The organism is Streptomyces sp. NPDC002588 (genome assembly GCF_040295925.1).
Classification (GTDB): domain Bacteria; phylum Actinomycetota; class Actinomycetes; order Streptomycetales; family Streptomycetaceae; genus Streptomyces.
The window spans coordinates 108,877-127,667 of record NZ_JBEOWF010000025.1; the positions used below are offsets into that span (position 1 = coordinate 108,877).

18 protein-coding genes and 1 pseudogene are annotated in these 18,791 nt (G+C 71.8%); 12 read left to right on the plus strand and 7 right to left on the minus strand.

What is annotated here, in order from left to right:
- Positions 1 to 37: 37 nt before the first annotated feature.
- Positions 38 to 304, minus strand: a complete 267-nt coding sequence (locus ABT057_RS27450; protein WP_352346270.1) for a DUF6343 family protein — start codon at positions 302 to 304, stop codon at positions 38 to 40.
- Positions 305 to 442: 138 nt separating this feature from the next.
- Here ABT057_RS27450 and ABT057_RS27455 point away from each other — a divergent pair, with 138 nt between their 5' ends.
- The 3 genes from ABT057_RS27455 to pip all read left to right on the plus strand — a co-directional run bounded on the left by ABT057_RS27455 (position 443) and on the right by pip (position 2,950).
- Positions 443 to 1,138 carry a class I SAM-dependent methyltransferase gene (locus ABT057_RS27455; RefSeq protein ID WP_352346271.1) on the plus strand — a complete coding sequence of 232 codons (696 nt, stop codon included), beginning with the start codon at positions 443 to 445 and terminating at the stop codon, positions 1,136 to 1,138.
- 72 nt (positions 1,139 to 1,210) lie between these two features.
- Complete coding sequence (locus ABT057_RS27460; protein ID WP_352346272.1) at positions 1,211 to 1,912, plus strand: uracil-DNA glycosylase; 702 nt, start codon at positions 1,211 to 1,213, stop codon at positions 1,910 to 1,912.
- Positions 1,913 to 1,981: 69 nt separating this feature from the next.
- Entirely contained in the window at positions 1,982 to 2,950 is a 969-nt protein-coding gene (pip, locus tag ABT057_RS27465; RefSeq protein ID WP_352346273.1) for a prolyl aminopeptidase, read from the plus strand.
- A gap of 54 nt (positions 2,951 to 3,004) precedes the next feature.
- On the opposite strand, the gene ABT057_RS27470 is transcribed toward pip, so the two are convergent.
- Positions 3,005 to 3,682, minus strand: coding sequence for a GntR family transcriptional regulator (locus ABT057_RS27470; protein WP_502973968.1), 678 nt, complete (start codon positions 3,680 to 3,682; stop codon positions 3,005 to 3,007).
- A gap of 162 nt (positions 3,683 to 3,844) precedes the next feature.
- Between ABT057_RS27470 and ABT057_RS27475 the strand changes: the two genes are divergently transcribed.
- Together ABT057_RS27475 and ABT057_RS27480 are read left to right on the plus strand one after the other, a co-directional pair.
- A complete protein-coding gene (locus tag ABT057_RS27475; RefSeq protein ID WP_352346274.1) occupies positions 3,845 to 5,311 on the plus strand; it encodes an NCS1 family nucleobase:cation symporter-1 in 1,467 nt (488 codons plus the stop codon).
- 5 nt (positions 5,312 to 5,316) lie between these two features.
- Entirely contained in the window at positions 5,317 to 6,045 is a 729-nt protein-coding gene (locus ABT057_RS27480) for an aspartate/glutamate racemase family protein (protein WP_352346275.1), read from the plus strand.
- An 84-nt stretch (positions 6,046 to 6,129) separates the two neighbouring features.
- Here the strand turns inward: ABT057_RS27480 and ABT057_RS27485 are convergent, their stop codons facing one another.
- Positions 6,130 to 6,483, minus strand: coding sequence for a VOC family protein (locus ABT057_RS27485; protein ID WP_352346276.1), 354 nt, complete (start codon positions 6,481 to 6,483; stop codon positions 6,130 to 6,132).
- Positions 6,484 to 6,672: 189 nt separating this feature from the next.
- Here ABT057_RS27485 and ABT057_RS27490 point away from each other — a divergent pair, with 189 nt between their 5' ends.
- From ABT057_RS27490 to ABT057_RS27500, 3 genes are all read left to right on the plus strand, one after another.
- Positions 6,673 to 7,503: a nucleotidyltransferase domain-containing protein gene (locus ABT057_RS27490; protein ID WP_352346277.1), complete on the plus strand. Its 831-nt coding sequence runs from the start codon at positions 6,673 to 6,675 to the stop codon at positions 7,501 to 7,503.
- A 41-nt stretch (positions 7,504 to 7,544) separates the two neighbouring features.
- Complete coding sequence (locus ABT057_RS27495; RefSeq protein ID WP_352346278.1) at positions 7,545 to 8,276, plus strand: DUF7873 family protein; 732 nt, start codon at positions 7,545 to 7,547, stop codon at positions 8,274 to 8,276.
- Positions 8,277 to 8,813: 537 nt separating this feature from the next.
- Entirely contained in the window at positions 8,814 to 10,733 is a 1,920-nt protein-coding gene (locus ABT057_RS27500; RefSeq protein WP_502973969.1) for an FUSC family protein, read from the plus strand.
- A 10-nt stretch (positions 10,734 to 10,743) separates the two neighbouring features.
- Here ABT057_RS27500 and ABT057_RS27505 read toward each other — a convergent pair whose 3' ends face one another.
- The gene (locus ABT057_RS27505; RefSeq protein WP_352346279.1) at positions 10,744 to 11,691 is read right to left on the minus strand and encodes an endonuclease/exonuclease/phosphatase family protein; all 948 of its coding nucleotides are present in this window, start codon (positions 11,689 to 11,691) and stop codon (positions 10,744 to 10,746) included.
- Between the two features lie 124 nt (positions 11,692 to 11,815).
- On the opposite strand from ABT057_RS27505, the gene ABT057_RS27510 reads away from it, so the two are divergent.
- Entirely contained in the window at positions 11,816 to 13,195 is a 1,380-nt protein-coding gene (locus tag ABT057_RS27510) for an amidohydrolase (RefSeq protein ID WP_352346280.1), read from the plus strand.
- Between the two features lie 229 nt (positions 13,196 to 13,424).
- Positions 13,425 to 13,601, plus strand: coding sequence for a DUF8839 family protein (locus ABT057_RS27515; RefSeq protein ID WP_352346281.1), 177 nt, complete (start codon positions 13,425 to 13,427; stop codon positions 13,599 to 13,601).
- 64 nt (positions 13,602 to 13,665) lie between these two features.
- Here the strand turns inward: ABT057_RS27515 and ABT057_RS27520 are convergent, their stop codons facing one another.
- The 3 genes and pseudogenes from ABT057_RS27520 to ABT057_RS27530 form a co-directional block, all read right to left on the minus strand.
- The gene (locus tag ABT057_RS27520; RefSeq protein WP_352346312.1) at positions 13,666 to 15,528 is read right to left on the minus strand and encodes an ABC transporter ATP-binding protein; all 1,863 of its coding nucleotides are present in this window, start codon (positions 15,526 to 15,528) and stop codon (positions 13,666 to 13,668) included.
- 264 nt (positions 15,529 to 15,792) lie between these two features.
- Entirely contained in the window at positions 15,793 to 16,230 is a 438-nt protein-coding gene (locus tag ABT057_RS27525) for a hypothetical protein (RefSeq protein ID WP_352346282.1), read from the minus strand.
- A gap of 416 nt (positions 16,231 to 16,646) precedes the next feature.
- Positions 16,647 to 17,348, minus strand: a pseudogene (locus tag ABT057_RS27530) (ATP-binding protein); the annotation flags it as partial.
- A 238-nt stretch (positions 17,349 to 17,586) separates the two neighbouring features.
- Between ABT057_RS27530 and ABT057_RS27535 the strand changes: the two are divergent.
- Both ABT057_RS27535 and ABT057_RS27540 read left to right on the plus strand, forming a co-directional pair.
- Positions 17,587 to 18,447 carry a Sco1979 family transcriptional regulator gene (locus ABT057_RS27535; RefSeq protein WP_352346283.1) on the plus strand — a complete coding sequence of 287 codons (861 nt, stop codon included), beginning with the start codon at positions 17,587 to 17,589 and terminating at the stop codon, positions 18,445 to 18,447.
- Positions 18,448 to 18,702 (plus strand): DUF397 domain-containing protein, encoded by a 255-nt coding sequence (locus ABT057_RS27540; protein WP_352346284.1) that lies wholly within the window; start codon positions 18,448 to 18,450, stop codon positions 18,700 to 18,702.
- The last annotated feature ends 89 nt before the right edge of the window (positions 18,703 to 18,791 follow it).

The following is an 18,791-nucleotide window of genomic DNA, read 5'->3' on the forward strand; positions in this document are numbered from 1 at the left end:
CGGGACGCGCGCCGCCGAGGGGAGCTTCAGGGGCGGTTCAGGAGTGGCGGTGCTCCGGCGGCCGGTACGGCGGGATGTCCCGGCCCGGCTGGTAGTGGGGGCCCTGCCGGATGTGCCGGAGGACCAGCGCCAGGTCCACGGTGACCACCAGCCACAGCACCCCGCAGGCGGCCGCCCAGCCGGGACGCCCCGCGAGAGCGAAGGCGGTGGTCCCGAAAACCGCCCACAGCAGCCCCCACACGCTCAGCCAGAGACGCATCCTCAGTGCACTGCGCGCTGTCGTCGGCTCACTGCCCGTACGCATCCGATCACCGGTCCTCTCCTGAAACGTACTCCTCCGTCCTGACACTCTCCAAGGGAGCGGCGACACCGGTCGCGGACGGGTGACCGGCCGGTTGCGGAGAGTGGGAACTCCGTGACGGGGGCGAAGCGTTGGACGGTCATGACGCAGAAGAAGCGAGAGGGATACGAGGGCACGGGTCCCGGTGTGATCACCCCGGACGGCAGCGCGGTCGAGGTCTACTCGCGCCTGGCGGTGGGGAAGGAGCCGGACATCATCTCCGCGGCGGTGCCCGAGGGCGCGCACATCCTCGAGTTGGGCAGCGGCGTCGGCCGGGTGACCCACGCCCTCCTGGAGCGCGGCTTCACGGTCACGGCGGTGGACGAGTCCGCCGAGATGCTGGAGCGCGTCCGGGGAGCGCGCACCTTGTGCAGCCCGATCGAGGACCTCGACCTGGACGAGACCTTCGACGTGGTGATGCTGGCCTCGTTCCTCGTGCACGCCGGGGACCCGGAGATACGGCGCGGCATGCTGCGCACCTGCGCACGGCACATGGCCGAGGGAGGCTGCGTGCTGATCCAGCGCGAGGGGGAGGACTACCACACGAATCTGCCGCGGGAGCGCGTCGACGCGGGCGGCCTCACGATACGGATGGTGTCGTCGGAGCCCGTCGGGGACGGAGTCCAAGCGGTGCACACGGAGTTCCTGTTCCCGGAAGGAACATGGACCCAGACCTTCAGGACCCGGCCCCTGACCAGGGAACAGTTCGAGGAGGCGCTCGCCGAGGCGGGGCTGCGGGTGGACCGGTACCTGACGGAGGACCGCATCTGGGTGAGGGCGGTACGCGCGGAGGCGTAGGAGAAACAGAGGCGTAGGAGAAACCGGGAGAGAGCCGCCGGGAGAGGGGGGGCGGCGTCCTACGGTGGAGGCATGGACACCCCGCACCGCTCCGGTCTGGCCGCGCTGGACCGGCGGGTCGCCGACTGCCGGGCCTGCCCCCGGCTGGTCGAGTGGCGGGAGGAGGTGGCCCGTACCAGGCGGGCGGCCTTCGCCGACTGGACGTACTGGGGGCGCCCGGTCCCCGGCTTCGGCCCGCCGGACGCCCGGCTGCTGATCGTCGGGCTCGCCCCGGCCGCGCACGGCGGCAACCGCACCGGCCGCATGTTCACCGGCGACCGTTCCGGGGACGTGCTGTACCGGGCGCTGTACGACGTGGGGCTCGCGTCGCAGCCCACGTCCGTCTCTGCCGACGACGGGCTGGAGCTGTACGGCGTACGGGTGACCGCGCCGGTGCACTGCGCGCCGCCCGACAACAAGCCCACCCCCGGGGAACGGGACACCTGCCGGCCCTGGCTCGTACGGGAGCTGGGGCTGCTGCGGCCGACGCTGCGCGCGGTCGTCGCCCTCGGCGCGTTCGGCTGGCAGGCCGTGCTGCCCGCGTTCGCCGCGGCGGGCCGGCCCGTGCCCCGGCCGCGGCCCGCCTTCGCGCACGGGGCCCGGGTGTCGCTGGACGGGCTGGAGCTGTTCGGCTGCTATCACGTCAGCCAGCGCAACACCTTCACCGGCCGGCTCACGCCCGAGATGCTGCGGGAGGTGCTGCGTACGGCGGCGGGCGCGGCCGGGTTGCCGTGAGCGCCGCGGCCGCGGGGCACGGGGCGAAATTCGGGCGACGGGCCCGGAGCCGGATCGTACGGTGGCCCGATGTCCTTGTATCCGGAGATCGAACCGTACGAACGCGGCATGCTCGACGTCGGGAACGGCAACCACGTGTACTGGGAGACCTGCGGCAACCCGCAGGGCAAGCCCGCACTGGTGCTGCACGGAGGGCCGGGCTCCGGAGTGAGCCCGTGGCCCAGGAGGCTCTTCGATCCGGAGGTGTACCGGATCGTGCTGCTCGACCAGCGGGGCTGCGGGCGTTCCACCCCGCGGGCGAGCTCGTACGACACCGACATGAGCGTCAACACGACCGCTCACCTCCTCGCCGACCTGGAGCTGCTGCGCGGGCGGCTCGGGATCGAGCGGTGGCTGGTGTGGGGTGTGTCGTGGGGATCGGTGCTGGCGCTGCGATACGCGCAGACGCATCCCGGGGTGGTGAGCGAACTCGTGCTGACCGGGGTCGCGACCGGGTCGGACGCGGAGGTGGAGCTGCTGACCAGGGGGCTCGGGAAGATCTTCCCTGAGGCCTTCGAACGGTTCCTGGCCGGGCTGCCGGAGGGCGAAGCCCGCGAGGGCAATCTCGCGGCCGCCTACAACCGGCTGCTCCAGTCCCCCGATCCCGGGGTGCGGGAGCGTGCGGCACGGGCGTGGACCGACTGGGAGACGGCGATCGTCCCCGCGCCGCCGCGGTCCGTGCAGCGGTACGAGGATCCCGTGTTCCGCATGGGCTTCGCCCGCACCGTCACGCATTACTGGGGCAACGGCCACTTCCTGGGGGAGGAGGCCGACGGGGTGGGCGTCGTCCTGCGGGACGCCCACCTCCTCAAGGGTGTCCCGGGCACCCTCGTTCAGGGCAGCCTCGACTTCGGCAACCTTCTCGGCATCGTCTGGCGGCTCCACCACGCCTGGCCGGACAGCGAGCTGGTGGTCGTGGACCAGGCCGGGCACAACGCGGCGGCACCGGGCGTCACCGAGGCGCTGGTGGCGGCCATAGACGGGTACGCCCGGCGCTGACGTCGGCCCCCCTGCGCCGGGCCGGGCGGCCTGTTCCGGGGCAGGAGGGTCTGTTCAGACTTCAGGCTGCTGTCCGGAAAGGTCCCCGAAGAGCTGCCGCACCGTAGAACGGTAGTTGGCCTGAACGTGGCGCAACGCGTGGGCGCGGGCGCGGTCGGGGTCGCCGGACGCGATGGCGTCGTAGAGCTCGCGGTGCTCGGTCAGCAGCTGGGGCCACTCCTCGTTCTGCCGGGTGAGCCAGCGCAGCCGGCCGTCGACCGGTTCCATGACCGCGATCAGCAGGCTGTTGCCCGCCACGGCCAGGATCGCGTCGTGGAAACGGGTGTTGACGTCGGTGATCGTCTCGGCGTCCCCGGTGGCGGTCGCGGTGGCCGCCTGGTCGAGCAGCCCTCGTAGCTCGGCGAGTGTCTGCGGGGTCGCCCGGGACGCGGCGAGTCCCGTCGCGTACACCTCCAACGCCTCGCGCAGCTCGAAGAGTTCCTTGACGTCGTCGGGGGTGAGCCGGCGGACGACCGTGCGGCGTGCGGACTCGAAGAGGACGAAGCCCTCGGAGACCAGGGATCGGATCGCCTCCCGCACCGGCACCCGTGAGACGCCGAACCGCTCGGCGAGTTCACGCTCGACGAGCCGGTCGCCGGGGCGCATCCGGCCCGCGATGATGTCCTGCCGCAGCGTGGCGAGGACGCGCTCGCGCACCGCTCCGAGGGGTTCGATCTTCGCCGGGGTGCTCATGATGCCCATCTTCGCCGACCCGAGGAGCCTTTTACGGACTCGTAACGGGGTGGACATCGGTCGGAAGGCTTGACGGCGAGACCATGGCCGCAGTTTGGTATACCAAACGCTCGGCAGTAGCAGTCCTCCTCCGTCCCCGCCCCTGTCGCTCATGGAGGCCCCGTGTCCCTCGCCGACAGCGCCGAAGCCACCGGCGCACCAGCGTTCGTCCCCGACCCCCGGCTCACCAACGAAGACCTCGCGCCCGCCGGGAAGCGGAACTGGAAGGTCTTCGACCTCTTCGCCATGTGGATGTCGGACGTCCACAACCTCGGCAACTACACGTTCGCGGCCGGCCTGCTCGTGCTCGGCATGAACGTCTGGCAGATCTTCACCTCCCTCCTCGTCGGCTTCGTGCTCATCTACGTCGGCATGAACTGGATGGGCAGGATCGGCCAGCGCCACGGCGTGCCCTTCCCGGTGGTCAGCCGGATCAGCTTCGGCGTCTGGGGCGCCAACATCCCGGCGCTGATCAGAGCCGTGATCGCCATCATGTGGTACGGCATCCAGACCTACCTGGCCTCCGTCGCGGTCAACGTGATGCTGCTGGCGGCCTGGCCGGGCCTCGCCTCCTGGACGCACCACTCGTTCCTGGGCCTCGACGCCCTCGGCTGGGTCTCCTTCGTGTCCCTCTGGCTGATCCAGGCAGTGATCATCAGCCAGGGCATGGAGTCGGTGCGCAAGTTCCAGGACTTCTGCGGCCCCGCGATCTGGCTGGTGATGATCGCGCTGGCCGTCTGGGTGCTGGCCAAGGCGGGCTGGACCATCTCGCTCACCACCACCCCGCACCCGGTGTCCGTCGGCGAGCAGTGGCGGCAGTGGTTCGGCGCGATCGGGCTGATCCTCGCCACCTACGGCACCCTGATGCTCAACTTCTGCGACTTCTCCCGCTTCGCACCCGACTACAGGACCGTCCGGCGCGGCAACTTCTGGGGCCTGCCCATCAACTCCACGGCGTTCGTGGTGGTGTCCGTCATCGTCACGGCCGGTTCGCTGGAGGTGTTCGGCGAGGCCATCACCGACCCGGCGGAGCTGGTGGCCAAGGTCGGCAACACCTGGGTGATGGTGCTGGGCGCGCTGACCTTCGCCGTCGCCACCATGGGCGTCAACATCGTCGCCAACTTCGTCTCCCCGGCGTACGACCTCGCCAACGTCTGGCCGCAGAAGATCACCTTCAAGGTCGGCGGCATGATCAGCACGGTCGCCGCACTGGTCGTCACCCCCTGGAACCTCTTCTCCAACCCCACCGTCGTCAACTACTTCCTCGGCGGCCTCGGTGCCTTCCTCGGCCCGCTGTTCGGCGTGATCATGGTCGACTACTACGCGGTCAAGCGCGGCCGCGTCGACGTGAGCGAACTCTTCGACGCCACCCCCGGGTCCCGCTACTACTACCGCAAGGGCGTCAACCCCAAGGCCCTGTGGGCGTTCCTCCCCTCGGCCGCTCTCGCCGCGGTCCTCGCCCTGGTGAAGACCTTCAGCGACATCGCCCCGTACTCCTGGTTCATCGGTACGGCCCTCGCCGCCGGCCTGTACGTCCTGCTGACCCGCGGTGAGCGGGCGGCCGTCCCCGAGCAGCCCGCGGAGGTCTGAGAAGCGTGCGGAGCGTACGAATCGTCGTCACCAACTGCAACACCACGCAGGAGATGACCGAGGAGATCGTGCGAGGTGCCCGGGCCGCGGCAGGCCCGGGCACCACCGTGACCGGACTGACCCCCGCCTGGGGCCCGGAGTCCGCGGAGAGCTGGCTGGACAGCTATCTCTCCGCGGCCGCCGTCATCGACACCCTCCGCACCTACGACGGCCCGCCCTACGACGCCGTCGTCATGGCGGGCTTCGGCGAGCACGGACGCGAAGGCGTACGGGAGCTGGTGGACGTACCCGTGGTCGACATCACCGAGGCCGCGGCCCACCTCGCCTGCCTGCTGGGCCGCCGCTACGGCGTCGTCACCACCCTGGAGCGGTCCTGCGGCCAGATCGAGGACAGCCTCGAACTGGCCGGAGTCGCCCGCAACTGCGCCGCCGTCGTCGGCACCGGCCTGCGCGTCCTGGACCTCGGCTCCGGCGACCCCGACCGCACGGAGACGGCCTTCCTCGCCGCCGCCGAACGCGCCCGGGACGCCGGCGCCGAGGTCCTGGTGCTGGGCTGCGCCGGCATGACGGGCCTGCAACAGGCACTGGGCGACAAACTGGGCCTTCCGGTCGTCGACGGCGTGGGAGCGGCGGTGAGACTGGCGGAGGCGCTGGTGGCGCTGGGGCTGACCACGAGCAGGGCGGGGAGTTTCGCGCGGCCGGCGGCGAAGAGACGGCTGTGGCGGCCCGAGTGAGCCGTCACCCGGCCGACGGCGGAGCGGGGGAACGGCCGGCACCGGGCGGCAGCGACGAACGGAACCGCCCGGGTGACGACGCGGTCAGGCCGGCTGCCACAACTCGATCCGGTTGCCCTCGGGATCGGTGACCCAGCCGAATCGACCGACACCCTCCATGTCCTGCGTTTCTCCGCTCACGTCCGCGCCCTTGGCGCGCAACTGCGCGAGCATGGCGTCCAGGTCGCGGACCCGGAAGTTGAGCATGGTCCGCTGGGCGCGGGACCCGAAGTAGTCGGTCCCGGACTCGAACGTCGCGAACACCGTCGGTCCGGCATCCTGACGCCACAGGCCGTGCTCATCGGCGTCCAGGCCCAGGCAGTCGCGGTACCACGCGCTCAGGGCCGCCGGGTCGGCGGCGCGCAGGAAATATCCACCGATTCCAAGCACACGTTGCATGCCCGCCATCCTGCCAGGACGGCGACCGGACGGGCCGGCACCACACCATCGCCCGCGAGACACCGCCCGCCTGCCCGGGCCGCGTCCATGAACGCGGCTTCGCGGAAATGCGTCGCCGCTCGCTCCGGCCGCCACGTAGTCTCCAGACGCTTCCGTCTCCTGCGTCTCTCCGTGCTCTGGGGGCATCGGGTGTCCTTCACCGACGAACGCACCTTCCTCGACACCACCGCCGACCGGCTCGCCGCCCTCCCCGGTGTCCGTGCGGTGGCTCTCGGCGGTTCCCGGGCCGAGGGCACGCATCGGCCCGACAGCGACTGGGACCTGGCCGTCTACTACCGGGGCCGCTTCGACCCCGACGACCTGCGTGCCGTCGGCTGGGAGGGCGAGGTGTCGGAGGTCGGCGGCTGGGGCGGCGGGGTCTTCAACGGGGGCGCGTGGCTCACCGTCGACGGGCGGCGGGTCGATGTCCACTACCGGGACCTCGACGTCGTCGAGCACGAGTGGGCCGAGGCGGAGGCGGGGCGGTTCCGGGTGGAGCCCCTCATGTTCCATCTCGCGGGCATCCCGAGCTACCTCGTCGTCGCCGAACTGGCCGTCAACCGGGTACTGCGCGGTGAGCTGCGGCAGCCCGTCGTGTATCCGCGACCGCTGCGCCGTACCGCCCGCGAGCGGTGGTACGGCACGGCGCTCGCCACCCTCGCCTACGCCAGGGCGGGCCACGCGCCCGCCGGGCGGCGTACCGAGGTCGCCGGTGCGCTCGCCGTGGCCGCGGCGCAGACGGGGCACGCGGTATTCGCGGCACGGGGAGAATGGGTGACGAACGAGAAACGGCTGCTGGAAAAGGCGGGACTGCGGGGCGTGGACGAACTCGTCTCCCTTCTCGGGAGCGCCGGATCCGCATCCGCATCCGCATCGGCATCCGAATCCGCGTCCGATGGGCTGGTGACCGTACTCGAACGGGCCGAGAGGCTCTTCGGGGAACGCGTGCGGGCCGCCGCGGAAAATCCGACCCTCGAATAATCGTTGGAAAGCGGCGAGTTGCCGTTGCTACGGTCTTTCCCGTGGCGAAACTCAATCAGATCATCGCAGTCGAGAAGGGCATCAAGTCCAAGGCTCACCAGGACCTGGCCGCGGCTCATCACGGGCTGCAGAAGCCCGCGTTGCTGGCCGGTATCTCGCGGACCTACCAGCCCAAGGACGAGGAGGGCGAGCAGTTGCCGCCCGAGTCGACGCGTGTGCAGGTGCAGGCCGAGGACGTGCTGCGGGAGACCGCGGCCACCCTGACCCGGCTGTTCGACGTGACCGCCACGAAGGACTGGGCCAACTGCACCGCCCGCGCGGACGTGAAGGTGGACGGGCGGGTCCTCGTCGCCGGCGTGCCCGTGTCCTACCTGCTCTTCCTCGAGAAGCAGCTCGTCGACCTCAACACGTTCGTGCGGAAGCTGCCCGTCCTCGACGCCTCCGAGGCGTGGGCGCGGGACCCGTCCACCGACGCGTGGAAGACCGAGCCGGTGCGGACGCTCCGCACCAAGAAGGTGCCGCGCAACCATGTGAAGGCGGAGGCGACGGAAAAGCACCCGGCGCAGGTCGAGGTGTACTACGAGGACGTGCCGGTCGGATACTGGACGACCGTGAAGTTCTCCGGAGCCCTTCCCGCCCGCCGGATCAACGAAATCCTGGCCCGGGTGGAGAAGTTGCAGCAGGCGGTGAAATTCGCGAGGGAAGAGGCGAACGGCTTCGACGTCGTGGACCAGCAGGTCGGTGACGCGGTATTCGGTTACCTCTTCGAGTAACCCTTTCAGACCCCCCGGCCCTTTGCGGCCGGGGTGCGCGAGGAGCGCAGACTGAAGCTGAAGCTTGTCATGATGATCACTGAATCTCAGACTCTCGCTCCAGACTCAGTATTCGCCGCCGATCGCCGGATCGACCGGGCCCAGGGCCCCTGACGTCGAAATGCTGGTTCAAGTCCAGCCCGTGCAGCTCGATGCGCGGTGGTCCAAAGGCAGGACGCGACGACATCACGACTGACCTGGGTCCTCAAGCGTGCCGGCGTGCGACATGGGCGGCATCGACAGGGGCCGGGGGCAGGCTACGCCTCCGGCCCCGCTCCCCGTTTTCCCGCCTTTCCGGCACCAGTGGTGCCGTTCCGGGCGTTGCGTTCATAAAGAAGGCGGGATCCGGTCCGACCGTCACCCCGCCGAAACGCAACCGTCCCGCTCCCTCCAAGGCAACCCCGTACCGTGGACACCACAGCTCACCGCTGACCGCCCCGGCCACCGTCGCCCGAAGGTCCACCGCCCCAGGCAGGCCCTCGTCCCGACAGGAGCTCCGTGTCCCCGCGTTCCGCCGTTGCCGTTCGCACAGTTCTGCCGCCCTGGCTCGCCCACGCCCTGCGTGCCCAGCGCGGACCCGTGCCGTGGAGTGCCGTCACGCGGGGTGCGCTGGCCGCCGGGCCGCTGCTCCTCGTCGCGATGCTCGCCGACCGGGTCTCCCTCGGCGTCGTCGCCGCCATCGCCGCGATGCTCGCCGGGATCAACGACCGGCCCGGCAGCCGACGGGCCGCCGTCAAGCGGCTCGGCGCGCCCGCGCTCGCCGGAGCGGGCGGAATGCTCGTCGGGACGTACGTCGGGGACCACGTGGGGGCCGTCGTGCTGACGGTCGTCCTCACGGCGCTCGGACTGCTCGCCGGCGGGATGAGCGCCATCGGGCCCGTCGCCTCGGGAGCGGGGACACAGTTGCTGGTCGCCGCCGCGATCGGGGCCGGGATGCCGGTCCCGGAGGCCGGATGGCTCCGTGCCCTCGCCTTCGTCGCCGGCGCCGGATGGCTGCTCACGCTGCGACTCCTCCTGCCCACGCCCGGGTCGATGACCGGCGACTTCCGGTTCGACGGCGAGCGTGACGCGGTGGCGGAGGTGTACGACGCCGTCGCCGCCCTGCTCGACGCCGCCAGCACCGACCGGGCCACCGCCCGCCGCGCCGCCCTCACCGCCGCACTCGACCACGCGCAGGACGCCCTCACCGGTCCCCGCCTGCGCCGCTACGCCTCCTCCTCCGCAGAACGGCGCCTGCACGCCCAGTACGCCGCCGCCCTGCCCCTCGCCGAGGCGGCGACCGCCCTCGCCTGGGCCGGGGAACCCGTCGCCGAACGGGCCGCGGAAGGCCCCCGCCGGCTCGCCGCCGCCATACGCGAGAACACGCCCACCGGGCCGCTGCCCGCGCCCTCCCGGTCCGCGCCCGCGCTGCGCGCCCTCGACGACGCGCTCCTGCACGCCGCAGAGGCCTTCGACGAGGGGCAGGGGGCCGATCTGCACACCCGGCGGCGCGGGGCCCGCGATCTGGCGCGCGCCGCTTTCGGGGCCGGCGGGCGCGAGTACGGGCTGCGGGTCGCCCTCTGCTTCGGTGCCAGCGCCGCCATCGCGCAGGCCCTGCACCACTCCCACTGGTACGGACAGCACACCCACTGGTACTGGCTGCCCGCCACCGCCGTCTTCCTCGTCAAGCCCGACCTCGGCCCCCTGGTGTCCCGGGTGCTGTGCCGGGCCGCCGGGACCGTGCTCGGGGCGGTCCTGTTCGCCGCCTTCGCCGCCGTGCTGCCCCGGCCGGAGGGACTCATCGCCCTGGTCGCCCTCTGCGGCGCGCTCGTCCCCGTCTCCACCCGGCACTTCGCCGCCCAGACCGCCGTCGTCACCGTCCTCGTGCTGTCCCTGGTGATGGTCGGCGGCGAACCCCAGGCCTCCGTCAGCCGGATCGCCGAAACCCTGCTGGCCTGCGCGATCGTGCTGATCGTCGGACATCTGCCGATGCCGGGGGAGCGTGGCGGACAGGTGCGCGCCCGGCTCGCCGCGGCCGCCGACGCGGCGCACGCCTACCTCGTCCATGTCCTCGACGGCCTCGACGGCCTCGACGGCCTCGACGGCGTAGACGGCATGGACGGCTCCGACGACCGTGCCGCCCGCTGGACCCTGCGCCGCGAGGCCTACCGCACCCTCGCCGAAGCCCGCACCGCCATCGCCCTCGCCGCCCACGAACTGCCCGCCCTCGCCCGGCACACCGAAGGCACCGACGAGTTCGCCGCCGTCCTCGAACGGCTCGTCGACACCACCACCGCCTGCGCCGTCCAACTCGACGACACCGGCCGGCTCGCCCCGGGGCACCGCCGCCGGCTCGCCGAACTCCTCGGTGAACTCGCGACACGGCGGGAACGGGCGGGGCTGGCGGACTCGGTGCCCGCCCTGCCGCTCGCGGTGTAGCGACGGGGCGTCAGCCGAGCCGCACCCACACCGGTGCGTGGTCCGAACCCGCCGGGCTCCGGTGCGCCGACGGGTCCGCGCCGACCGACGGCAGCCGCAACCGCTCCTCAGGTGTCCCCGTGCCCGCCGCCGTCACCCGGTGGACCAGGCGGTGACCGGTCAGGATGTGGTCGATCAGCTCGCGACGGCCGGAGTCGATCCGCGAGTAGCGCCGGTCGGCGGGGATCAGCGGGGCCACGTCCCACAGCCGGGCCGCGTCGCCCTGATCCGGCGTCTCGAACCCCCGAGTGCCGATCTCCGAGCCGGGCGGGCCGAGCAGCATCTGCGTGGTCGCCGCCTGCACCTCGTCGTTCAGGTCGCCCAGGACCGCCACGTCCCGCGCGCGGCCGTCACCTGCCAGCAGATCACCCGCGAGCGCCCGCAACGCCGTCGCCTCGGCGGCCCGCCGGTAGAGCGCGTACGCGCCGTAGCGGGCCCGCTCGCCCTCGTCGTGCGGGAAGAAACGATCACCCGGATACGACAGCAGTTTCGACTTCAGATGCGCCACCGCCACCCGCAGCGGGCCGGCCTCCGATTCCGTCTCCACCGCCAGGAAACCGCGGCCCGCCCCGTCCACGACCGCCCCCGAGTCGTCCGTCTGCACCGGGCGCAGCCCCTCCGGGAACGCCCGCGTGTCCGCCAGCACCTGAAGCGGCGTCCGGCTGATCACGCCGACCCGGATGCCCCGGCCGTCGGGGTGCCCGGACAGCACCATGTGCCAGGTGCCGCCCACCGCCTCCAGCAGGTCCGCCAGCGCCTCGGGCTCCCCGACCTCCTGCACCCCGAGCACTCCGGGATCGAGCGCGGTGACGACGGCGGCGAGCGCGGCGAGCTTCGACTCGTAGGCGGCCTGGTCCTTCGGGCCGTACGGTCCTCCGGGCCGGTACAGGTTCTCGAGGTTCCAGGTGCCGAGGAGCATGCGGGGCTCCTTCCAGGAGGTGTCCTGGCGCCAGGGTGCCCGCCCCGCCGGGACGGCGACAGGTTCGGGACACAATGCGGGCCACGGCTCACCCGGAGGCACGACCTCGTCGTACGTTGACGCAATGACGCCTTCTCCGACGCCCGCACCGGAGCCCGCCCGCGCCGCCGATCTCGTCATCACCGGCTGCGCCGTCCTCACCCACGACGAGGAGGAACGCGTCGGCTTCCAGGAGGACGCCGCGGTCGTCGTCCGCGGCGGCCTCGTCGACGCCGTCGTCAGCGCCGCCGAAGCGGCCGGTCTCCCTGCCGTCGAGCGCATCGACGCGCGCGGGCAGATCGCGATGCCGGGGCTCGTCAACTGTCACACACACGCCCCGATGGTGGCCCTGCGCGGCCTCGCCGAGGACCTCCCCACCGAGGAGTGGTTCAACGACGTGGTCTGGCCCGTCGAGTCCAACCTCACCCCGACGGATGTCGAGCTGGGGGCGCGGCTCGCCTGCGCGGAGATGATCCGCGGCGGGGTCACCTGCTTCGCCGACCACTACTTCGCCATGGACGCCGTCGCCGCGGTCGTGGCCGACTGCGGCATCCGCGCCCATCTCGGCCAGGCGTACTTCTCCTCCCAGGGCGCCCGGGGCCGCGAGGAGTCCCTGCAGTTCGCGCTGCGCCACCGCGGTGGCGCCGACGGCCGTGTCACCACGGCCCTTGCCCCGCACGCGCCCTACACCGTGACCGACGACGACCTCGCCGCCACCGCCGCACTCGCCCTCGAACACGGCCTGCCCGTGCACCTGCACGCCGCCGAGAACCGCGACCAGACCGACGCCAGCCTCGCCCGCCACGGCGTCACCCCCGTCGAGGTACTGGAACGCACCGGCATCCTCGACGCGGACGTCCTCATCGCCCATGGCACCGGCATCCTCGACCGCGACCTGCCCGTCCTCGCACGCGCGCGTGGCCGTACGGCCGTGGCGACCGCGCCCCGCGGCTATCTCAAGTTCGCCTGGCCCACCACCACGCCCGTCCGTGCCCTGCGCGAGATCGGCGTCCCCGTCGGACTCGCCACCGACGGCGCCGCCTCCAACAACTCCCTCGACGTGTGGGAGTCCATGGCCCTCACCTCCCTCCTGCAGAAATCCACCACCGGCGACCCCCGCTGGCTCACCTCCCGTCAGGCCCTGCACCACGCCACGCTCCAGAGCGCGCGGGCCGTCGGACTCGGCGACAGCCTCGGCACCCTCGCGCCCGGGCGGAAGGCCGACCTCGTCCTCGTCGACCTCACCGGACCGCACACCCAGCCCGTCCACGACCTCGCCGCGACCCTGGTGCACAGCGCCCGCTCCTCAGACGTCCGCACCACGGTCGTCGACGGACGGATCCTGATGCGCGACCGCGAGCTGCTCACCCTCGACGTGCCCTCGGTCGTGGAGGAGTTGGGCCGGCGGATGCCCGCACTCCTCGACCGCAGCCATGGCCGGCGCATCCAGGACTACGACACCTGAGAGGAGGACGGTCGACGGGGTCGAGCAGCCCGGTCGGACCCCGTCCCCGATATCACGACGAGTACGGCCTCCGACACGAACGGTGCATGAAATGTTCGGAAAGTAATCGGACTCTCACGTTCCGCCCCGGACTCGTGTCAGCTATGTCTCAGTACCGCAACCAGGCGAGGCTTTCGGCCGCCGAAGAGCGTTAACTCCTACAAGTCACAACGCTTATCGGAGGTGCGAGATGGTGAACGGGCGAACCGTGCTCGAACGCTTTCCCGCAGGCGGGCCGCGCGGATCGTGGCCCGCTGAGGAGTTCGCGCAGGCGCGGCGCATGGAGGGACTGGCCGCCGAGGTCGTCATGGACCTCGCGACGGACACCTTCCTGGTGATCGTACGGGCCGGTGACGCGATCGAGTGAGCCGTCAGCCGTCAGCCGAGCCGTGAGCCGTCGGCTGTCGGCTGTCGGCTTCGGCCGAGCCCTCTCAGCCGACCCCCGACGCCGGCAGCGGTGCCGTGAACTGGTCCGCCTGGAGCGCGTACAGCTCCGCGTAGACACCACCGCACGCCAGCAGCTCTTCCGGAGTCCCTGACTCCACCAGCCGGCCCTGGTCCAGGACGTGCACCAGGTCCGCGTGCCGGACCGACGCCAGCCGGTGCGTGATCAGCACGACCGTCTGACCGCTGCCGGCCAGCGCGCGGATCTTCTCGAAGACCTCCAGCTCGGCCCGCGCGTCCAGCGCCGCCGTCGGCTCGTCCACGATGAGGATGCGCCCGCGCCGGTAGGCGGCGCGCGCGATGCCGAGGCGCTGCCATTGCCCACCGGACAACTCGTGCCCGCCGCTGAAGGCCCGGGCCAGCAGGGTGTCCAGACCGTGCGGCAGGTCCGCGACCACGTCCTCGGCGCCTGCCTCGGCGATCGACTCGCTCAGCCGCTCCTCCGTCAGCGGCGCCGACGAGCGCCCCACCGCCACGTTCACCCGCGCCGTGAACGGCCAGCGCTTGAAGTCCTGCGCCACCATCGCGATGCGCTCGGCCAGCTGGTGCCGGTCCGCGTCCGCCGCGTCCACGCCGTCCCACAGGATCCGTCCGCCGTCCGGCCGGTACAGCCCGGCCAGCAGCTTCACCAGGGTCGTCTTGCCGGAACCGTTCTCCCCGACCAGCGCGATGATCCGGCCGAGCGGCAGGGAGAGCGTGACGTCGTCGAGGGCGGGCCGGGTCGACTCGCCCGGATAGCCGAACGTGACGTTCTCGAAGCGGATCTCCCGCGGATCGTCAGGCAGGGCCACGCCGCCCACCGGGATCGCCCGTTCGGCCGCCTCCTTGTACAGCCGCTGCAGGTCACCTACGAACAGGCCCTCCTCGTGCAGCTGGTTGAGCTCCAGGACCAGCGTGTTCAGGCTCGCGGAGCCGCTGCGGATGGCGATCACCGCTGTGCCCGCGACCGCCAGCGCCATCGTCCCGGTGAGCAGCAGTCCGCCGAGCGTCGCGTACGTCGCCACCGTCGCGATGCCCGTCCAGGACGCGGCGATCAGGCCGGTGCGGGCGGCGAGCCGGGCCAGCCGGGCCTGCTCCGCCTCCGCCGTCTCCGACATCGCCCGGAAGTGCCGCAGCAGGAAGGGGCCGACGCCGTGCACCCGGATCTCGGGCGCCGCCGCCGGTTCGGTGAGCAGACTGGCGATCAGGTGACCCGCGCGCGCGTGCTGCACCCACGTGTGGAACGACTCGTACCGCCGCCGCGCGTTCGTCAGGGCGCTCCAGGCGCTGGGCAGGGTCATCGTGACCAGCAGCGGCAGCAGCAGCGGGTGCAGCACCGTCAGTACGCCGGCCGCCGCGACCAGCGAGATCATCGCGTTCACCACGCGCGTGCCGTACATGATCATCCGGCGGGCGGACGCGGCGCCGTACTGCGCGGTGTCCAGCAGCTTGTGGAACGCGTGGTCCTCGATCGCGGCCAGCTCCACCGCCGCGGCGCGCTCCAGATACAGCTCGGTGGCCACCCGCTCCACCTTGGGTTCGAGGCGCCCGGTCGCGTACGTCGACGCGGCCCGCAGCAGCGCCCCGACCAGGAGGACGGCGGCCATGACGGCCAGCGCGGGGACGGCGCCGCGCAGCCGGTCCTCGATCGGCCCGCCCGTGATCAGCCGGCCCAGCACACTGTTCACCGCGAGCAGGCTCACCGCCTGCGCCGCACCCCGGGCCAGCTCCGCGGACAGCACGATCTTCGCGGCCCGTGGGTCGGCCTGCCGGGCCAGCCGGAGGCTCGCGGACAGCAACGAGGGCAGCCGGGTCACCATGGCGCGGAAGCTCAGCTCCAGGAAGGCGTCCCGGTGCTGGTTCCAGCCCATGTCGTAGCTGAGCGGGCCACCGAAGAGCAGCCGCTCCGACTCGGACACCTCACGCTCGTCGGGACCCTGCTTCCCGTGCCGCTTCCCCACCGTGTCCGCCCTCCCGCGACCGTGGACGAACGGCCGCCATGACGAACGGCCACTATTGCGGGACGGGATGGGTGAGGACAGGGCGCGAGGCGGCGAAGAAGTCGCGCGCGGGCGTGCGCCGGGCGGCGCCGGTTTTCGGAGGGGCCCGAGGCCCGTCCGTTCACGCGGGGCGGGCTACGCGCTGATCGGCCGAGACCACGTGGGTGTGGTGCCTGTGAGGCGGCACAGGGCCAGGTAGAGGGGGATCGGCGGGGTGTACGGAAGGGTTCCCTCCGGCCGGTGGACGAGACCGGGGAGCTGCCGGGCGTTCGGCAGGACGGCACCCGGGGCGTAGCGCGCGGGGACGGGCCAGTCCAGGGCGTAGTCGGATTCGGCCGGGACGAGCCACCACCAGTGGGTGTCGTCGGCGTACACGCATCCCACGCGGGGCAGCCGGGGCATGAGCAGCGGGCCGATTCCGGCCGGGACGGCCACGGCGTCGCAGCCGAGCGGCGCGGTCATGCCGTCCGGCACGGCGAGGCGGGGGAGGGGCTGCGGGGCGGTGCCCAGATCGCGCCGCAGACGGACGAGAGTGTCGAGGGTGCGCACCGGCCGGCGGGGCGTCCCCTTCACGCCCTCCCTCGCTCTCGGGATCTCTCGAGCGGAGGGAGCCCGGTGGCGCGTCCCGCGGCGGGACGAGGACGCGGCGAGGGCAGTTCGCCGAGGAGGCCGGGGTTGTGGACCTGCTGGGCGGGGAGTTCACCGCCGAACGGGCCGGGGGAGTGGACCTGCGGAGCGGGGTGCGCCGGAGTGCGGTGATCCGTGACGCACGGCTCCGGGGCCTGGTGCTGCGGGCCGTGGTGCCACTGGGGTGTGACGCGTGGGATCGGGGTGCCGGTCTCCGGGGCGGGACCGGGGGGCCGTACAGGGGCGGCAGACTGCGCCGCGGCGTCGGGTATTCGGTGCTGCGGCGGGCGTGTCGCCCGGTCGGTGAGGCCTGCCGACTCCGACGCCGGTTCCGACGACGAGACAGGCTCCGGCTCCGCTCGGTGGGCCTGTTCCGCGGGCTCGGCCTCCTTGCCGGAGCCGTCGGCCGGGTTCGGCTTCGGCCGGGCGCCCCAGCCGAGGTCGTCGTGCGGCTCGGCCGGTTCGTCGTCCGACGGCGCGAGGTCTTCGTGCGGCTGTGCGAGATCGGAGGTCAGGCTGTCGCCCGGTTCCGCGGGCTCGCCGGGCGCGTCGGCCCGGCGCGGCAGGTGAGCCCAGACCAGCAGGCCGGATCCGTGCTCCTGGGCGCCCCAGGAGTGACAGAGGGCCTCGACGAGCAGCAGTCCCCTCCCGTGCTCCTCCTCGGGGCGTTGCGGCGACGGGTGCGGCTCGCCCGGGGCGCAGCCCTGGTCGCGCACGGCGATGCGCACCACGTCGTCGGAGTCGGACAGCTCGCACACGACGACGTCACTGGCCGTGTGCACGATGGCGTTGGTGACCAGTTCGGAGATGACGAGAGCCGCGGTGTCGCAGGTGTCCTCACACACCGACCAACCACTCAGCCGGGTCCTCGCCAGGCGTCTCGCCTGGGCAGGAGAACCCGGATGTGCGGCCAGCTCGAATCGGAACCGGCGCTCGGCAGCGGCCTCGTCGGGGCCTGCTCCCGCGGCGCCGAGACCCTGGGGGTGGCCTGCGGCGGCGTCTGTTCCTAAGGGCGCGGACGGAATCACGCTTGCCACTATCGCCCCGCCGTGAACACTTGGCAAGTGTCACTCTGAAAAATGCAGAGTGCTGTGTGACGCGGTGAAGGGGCGTGGCACACTGCTCGCAACAGCACGTTGAGCGGCGCCAGTTGGGATCACCGAAGATCCGTACCCAGTCGTACAGATCTTCGAATGGGTCTTCGAATGGCGCCGCAAGGCTGTCAGGATTCGTCTCGTCACCGGCCGGTCGGGGCCAGGGCCCCACACGACCGGCCTACGGGGCTCTTCGTGGAGGTGGAGCGTGAGCGAACCGCGGTCCGCGCCGACCGTCGGACAGGTCGTTCTCGGTCGACGCCTGCTGGACCTGCGGGAACGCGCAGGGCTCAAGCGTGAGGAGGCGGCCCGCATCCTCCGGGTCGCGCCCGCCACCGTGCGCCGCATGGAGATGGCCGAGGTCAGCCTCAAGATTCCGTACCTCCAACTGCTGCTGAAGGCCTACGGCGTCACCGACGAAGAGGCCGAGGGGTTCGTCCAGTTGGCCGAGGACGCCAACAAGCCCGGCTGGTGGCAGCGTTTCCACGACGTCCTGCCCGGCTGGTTCTCGATGCACGTCAGCCTGGAGGGCGCGGCTGCCCTGATCCGTCAGTACGAACCGCACTTCGTCCCCGGTCTGCTGCAGACCGAGGGTTACGCGCGTGGCGTCCTGAAGTCCGGTGCCATCGGCCAGACCCGGCCGGAGGACATCGAGCGTCTTGTCGACCTGCGCATGCAACGCCAGGAACTGCTCACCCGTCAGGACGCACCCCGGTTGTGGGTCGTGATGGACGAGACGGTACTGCGCCGCCCGGTCGGCGGCCCGGAGGTGATGCGCGCGCAGATCGACAAACTGCTCGAGGCGACGAAGCTGCCCAATGTGACGCTGCAGGTGGCCCCCTTCGGGAGCGGGCCGCACCCCGGCACCTACGGGCCCTTCGTGCTGTTCCGATTCGCCATGCCGGAGCTTCCGGACATGGTCTACAGCGAGTACTTGACCGGCGCCGTCTATCTCGACGCGCGCGCCGAGGTGGCGACCCATCTCGAGGTCATGGACCGCATGGCGGCGCAGGCCGCTACTGCACATCGCACGAAGGAGATCCTCCGGGATTTCCGCAAGGAGCTGTGAATGGATCGCATCAAGCCGCGCAAACGGGTCTACAACGGCATGCCCGCGCGAGACTTGGGCAGCGAAGGCTGGCACAAGCCGTGGAGCGGGGGCAACGGAGGAAACTGCCTGGAGGCGATGAAGCTCTCCGACGGCCGGATCGCCGTCCGGCAGTCGACCGACCCGGACGGTCCGGCGCTGATCTACACCACCGACGAGATGACGGCCTTCATCGAGGGGGCCAAGGCGGGGAAGGCGGACTTCCTGCTCTCGTGAACTGACGGATCTCCGATTGTCCTTCCATTGTCGTTTTTTCGCTCAACTTCCCTATTTTGGTGCTGATTTGATTACTCGTTGTGTCTTAC

What these genes read in the sequence shown, in the direction of transcription:
- ABT057_RS27450 (WP_352346270.1), bottom strand. Translation starts at nt 304, where the DNA reads ATGCGTACGGGCAGTGAGCCGACGACAGCGCGCAGTGCACTGAGGATG.
- ABT057_RS27455 (WP_352346271.1), top strand. Translation starts at nt 443, where the DNA reads ATGACGCAGAAGAAGCGAGAGGGATACGAGGGCACGGGTCCCGGTGTG.
- ABT057_RS27460 (WP_352346272.1), top strand. Translation starts at nt 1,211, where the DNA reads ATGGACACCCCGCACCGCTCCGGTCTGGCCGCGCTGGACCGGCGGGTC.
- pip (WP_352346273.1), top strand. Translation starts at nt 1,982, where the DNA reads ATGTCCTTGTATCCGGAGATCGAACCGTACGAACGCGGCATGCTCGAC.
- ABT057_RS27470 (WP_502973968.1), bottom strand. Translation starts at nt 3,682, where the DNA reads ATGAGCACCCCGGCGAAGATCGAACCCCTCGGAGCGGTGCGCGAGCGC.
- ABT057_RS27485 (WP_352346276.1), bottom strand. Translation starts at nt 6,483, where the DNA reads ATGCAACGTGTGCTTGGAATCGGTGGATATTTCCTGCGCGCCGCCGAC.
- ABT057_RS27505 (WP_352346279.1), bottom strand. Translation starts at nt 11,691, where the DNA reads ATGCTCCTCGGCACCTGGAACCTCGAGAACCTGTACCGGCCCGGAGGA.
- ABT057_RS27510 (WP_352346280.1), top strand. Translation starts at nt 11,816, where the DNA reads ATGACGCCTTCTCCGACGCCCGCACCGGAGCCCGCCCGCGCCGCCGAT.
- ABT057_RS27515 (WP_352346281.1), top strand. Translation starts at nt 13,425, where the DNA reads ATGGTGAACGGGCGAACCGTGCTCGAACGCTTTCCCGCAGGCGGGCCG.
- ABT057_RS27520 (WP_352346312.1), bottom strand. Translation starts at nt 15,528, where the DNA reads ATGGGCTGGAACCAGCACCGGGACGCCTTCCTGGAGCTGAGCTTCCGC.
- ABT057_RS27540 (WP_352346284.1), top strand. Translation starts at nt 18,448, where the DNA reads ATGGATCGCATCAAGCCGCGCAAACGGGTCTACAACGGCATGCCCGCG.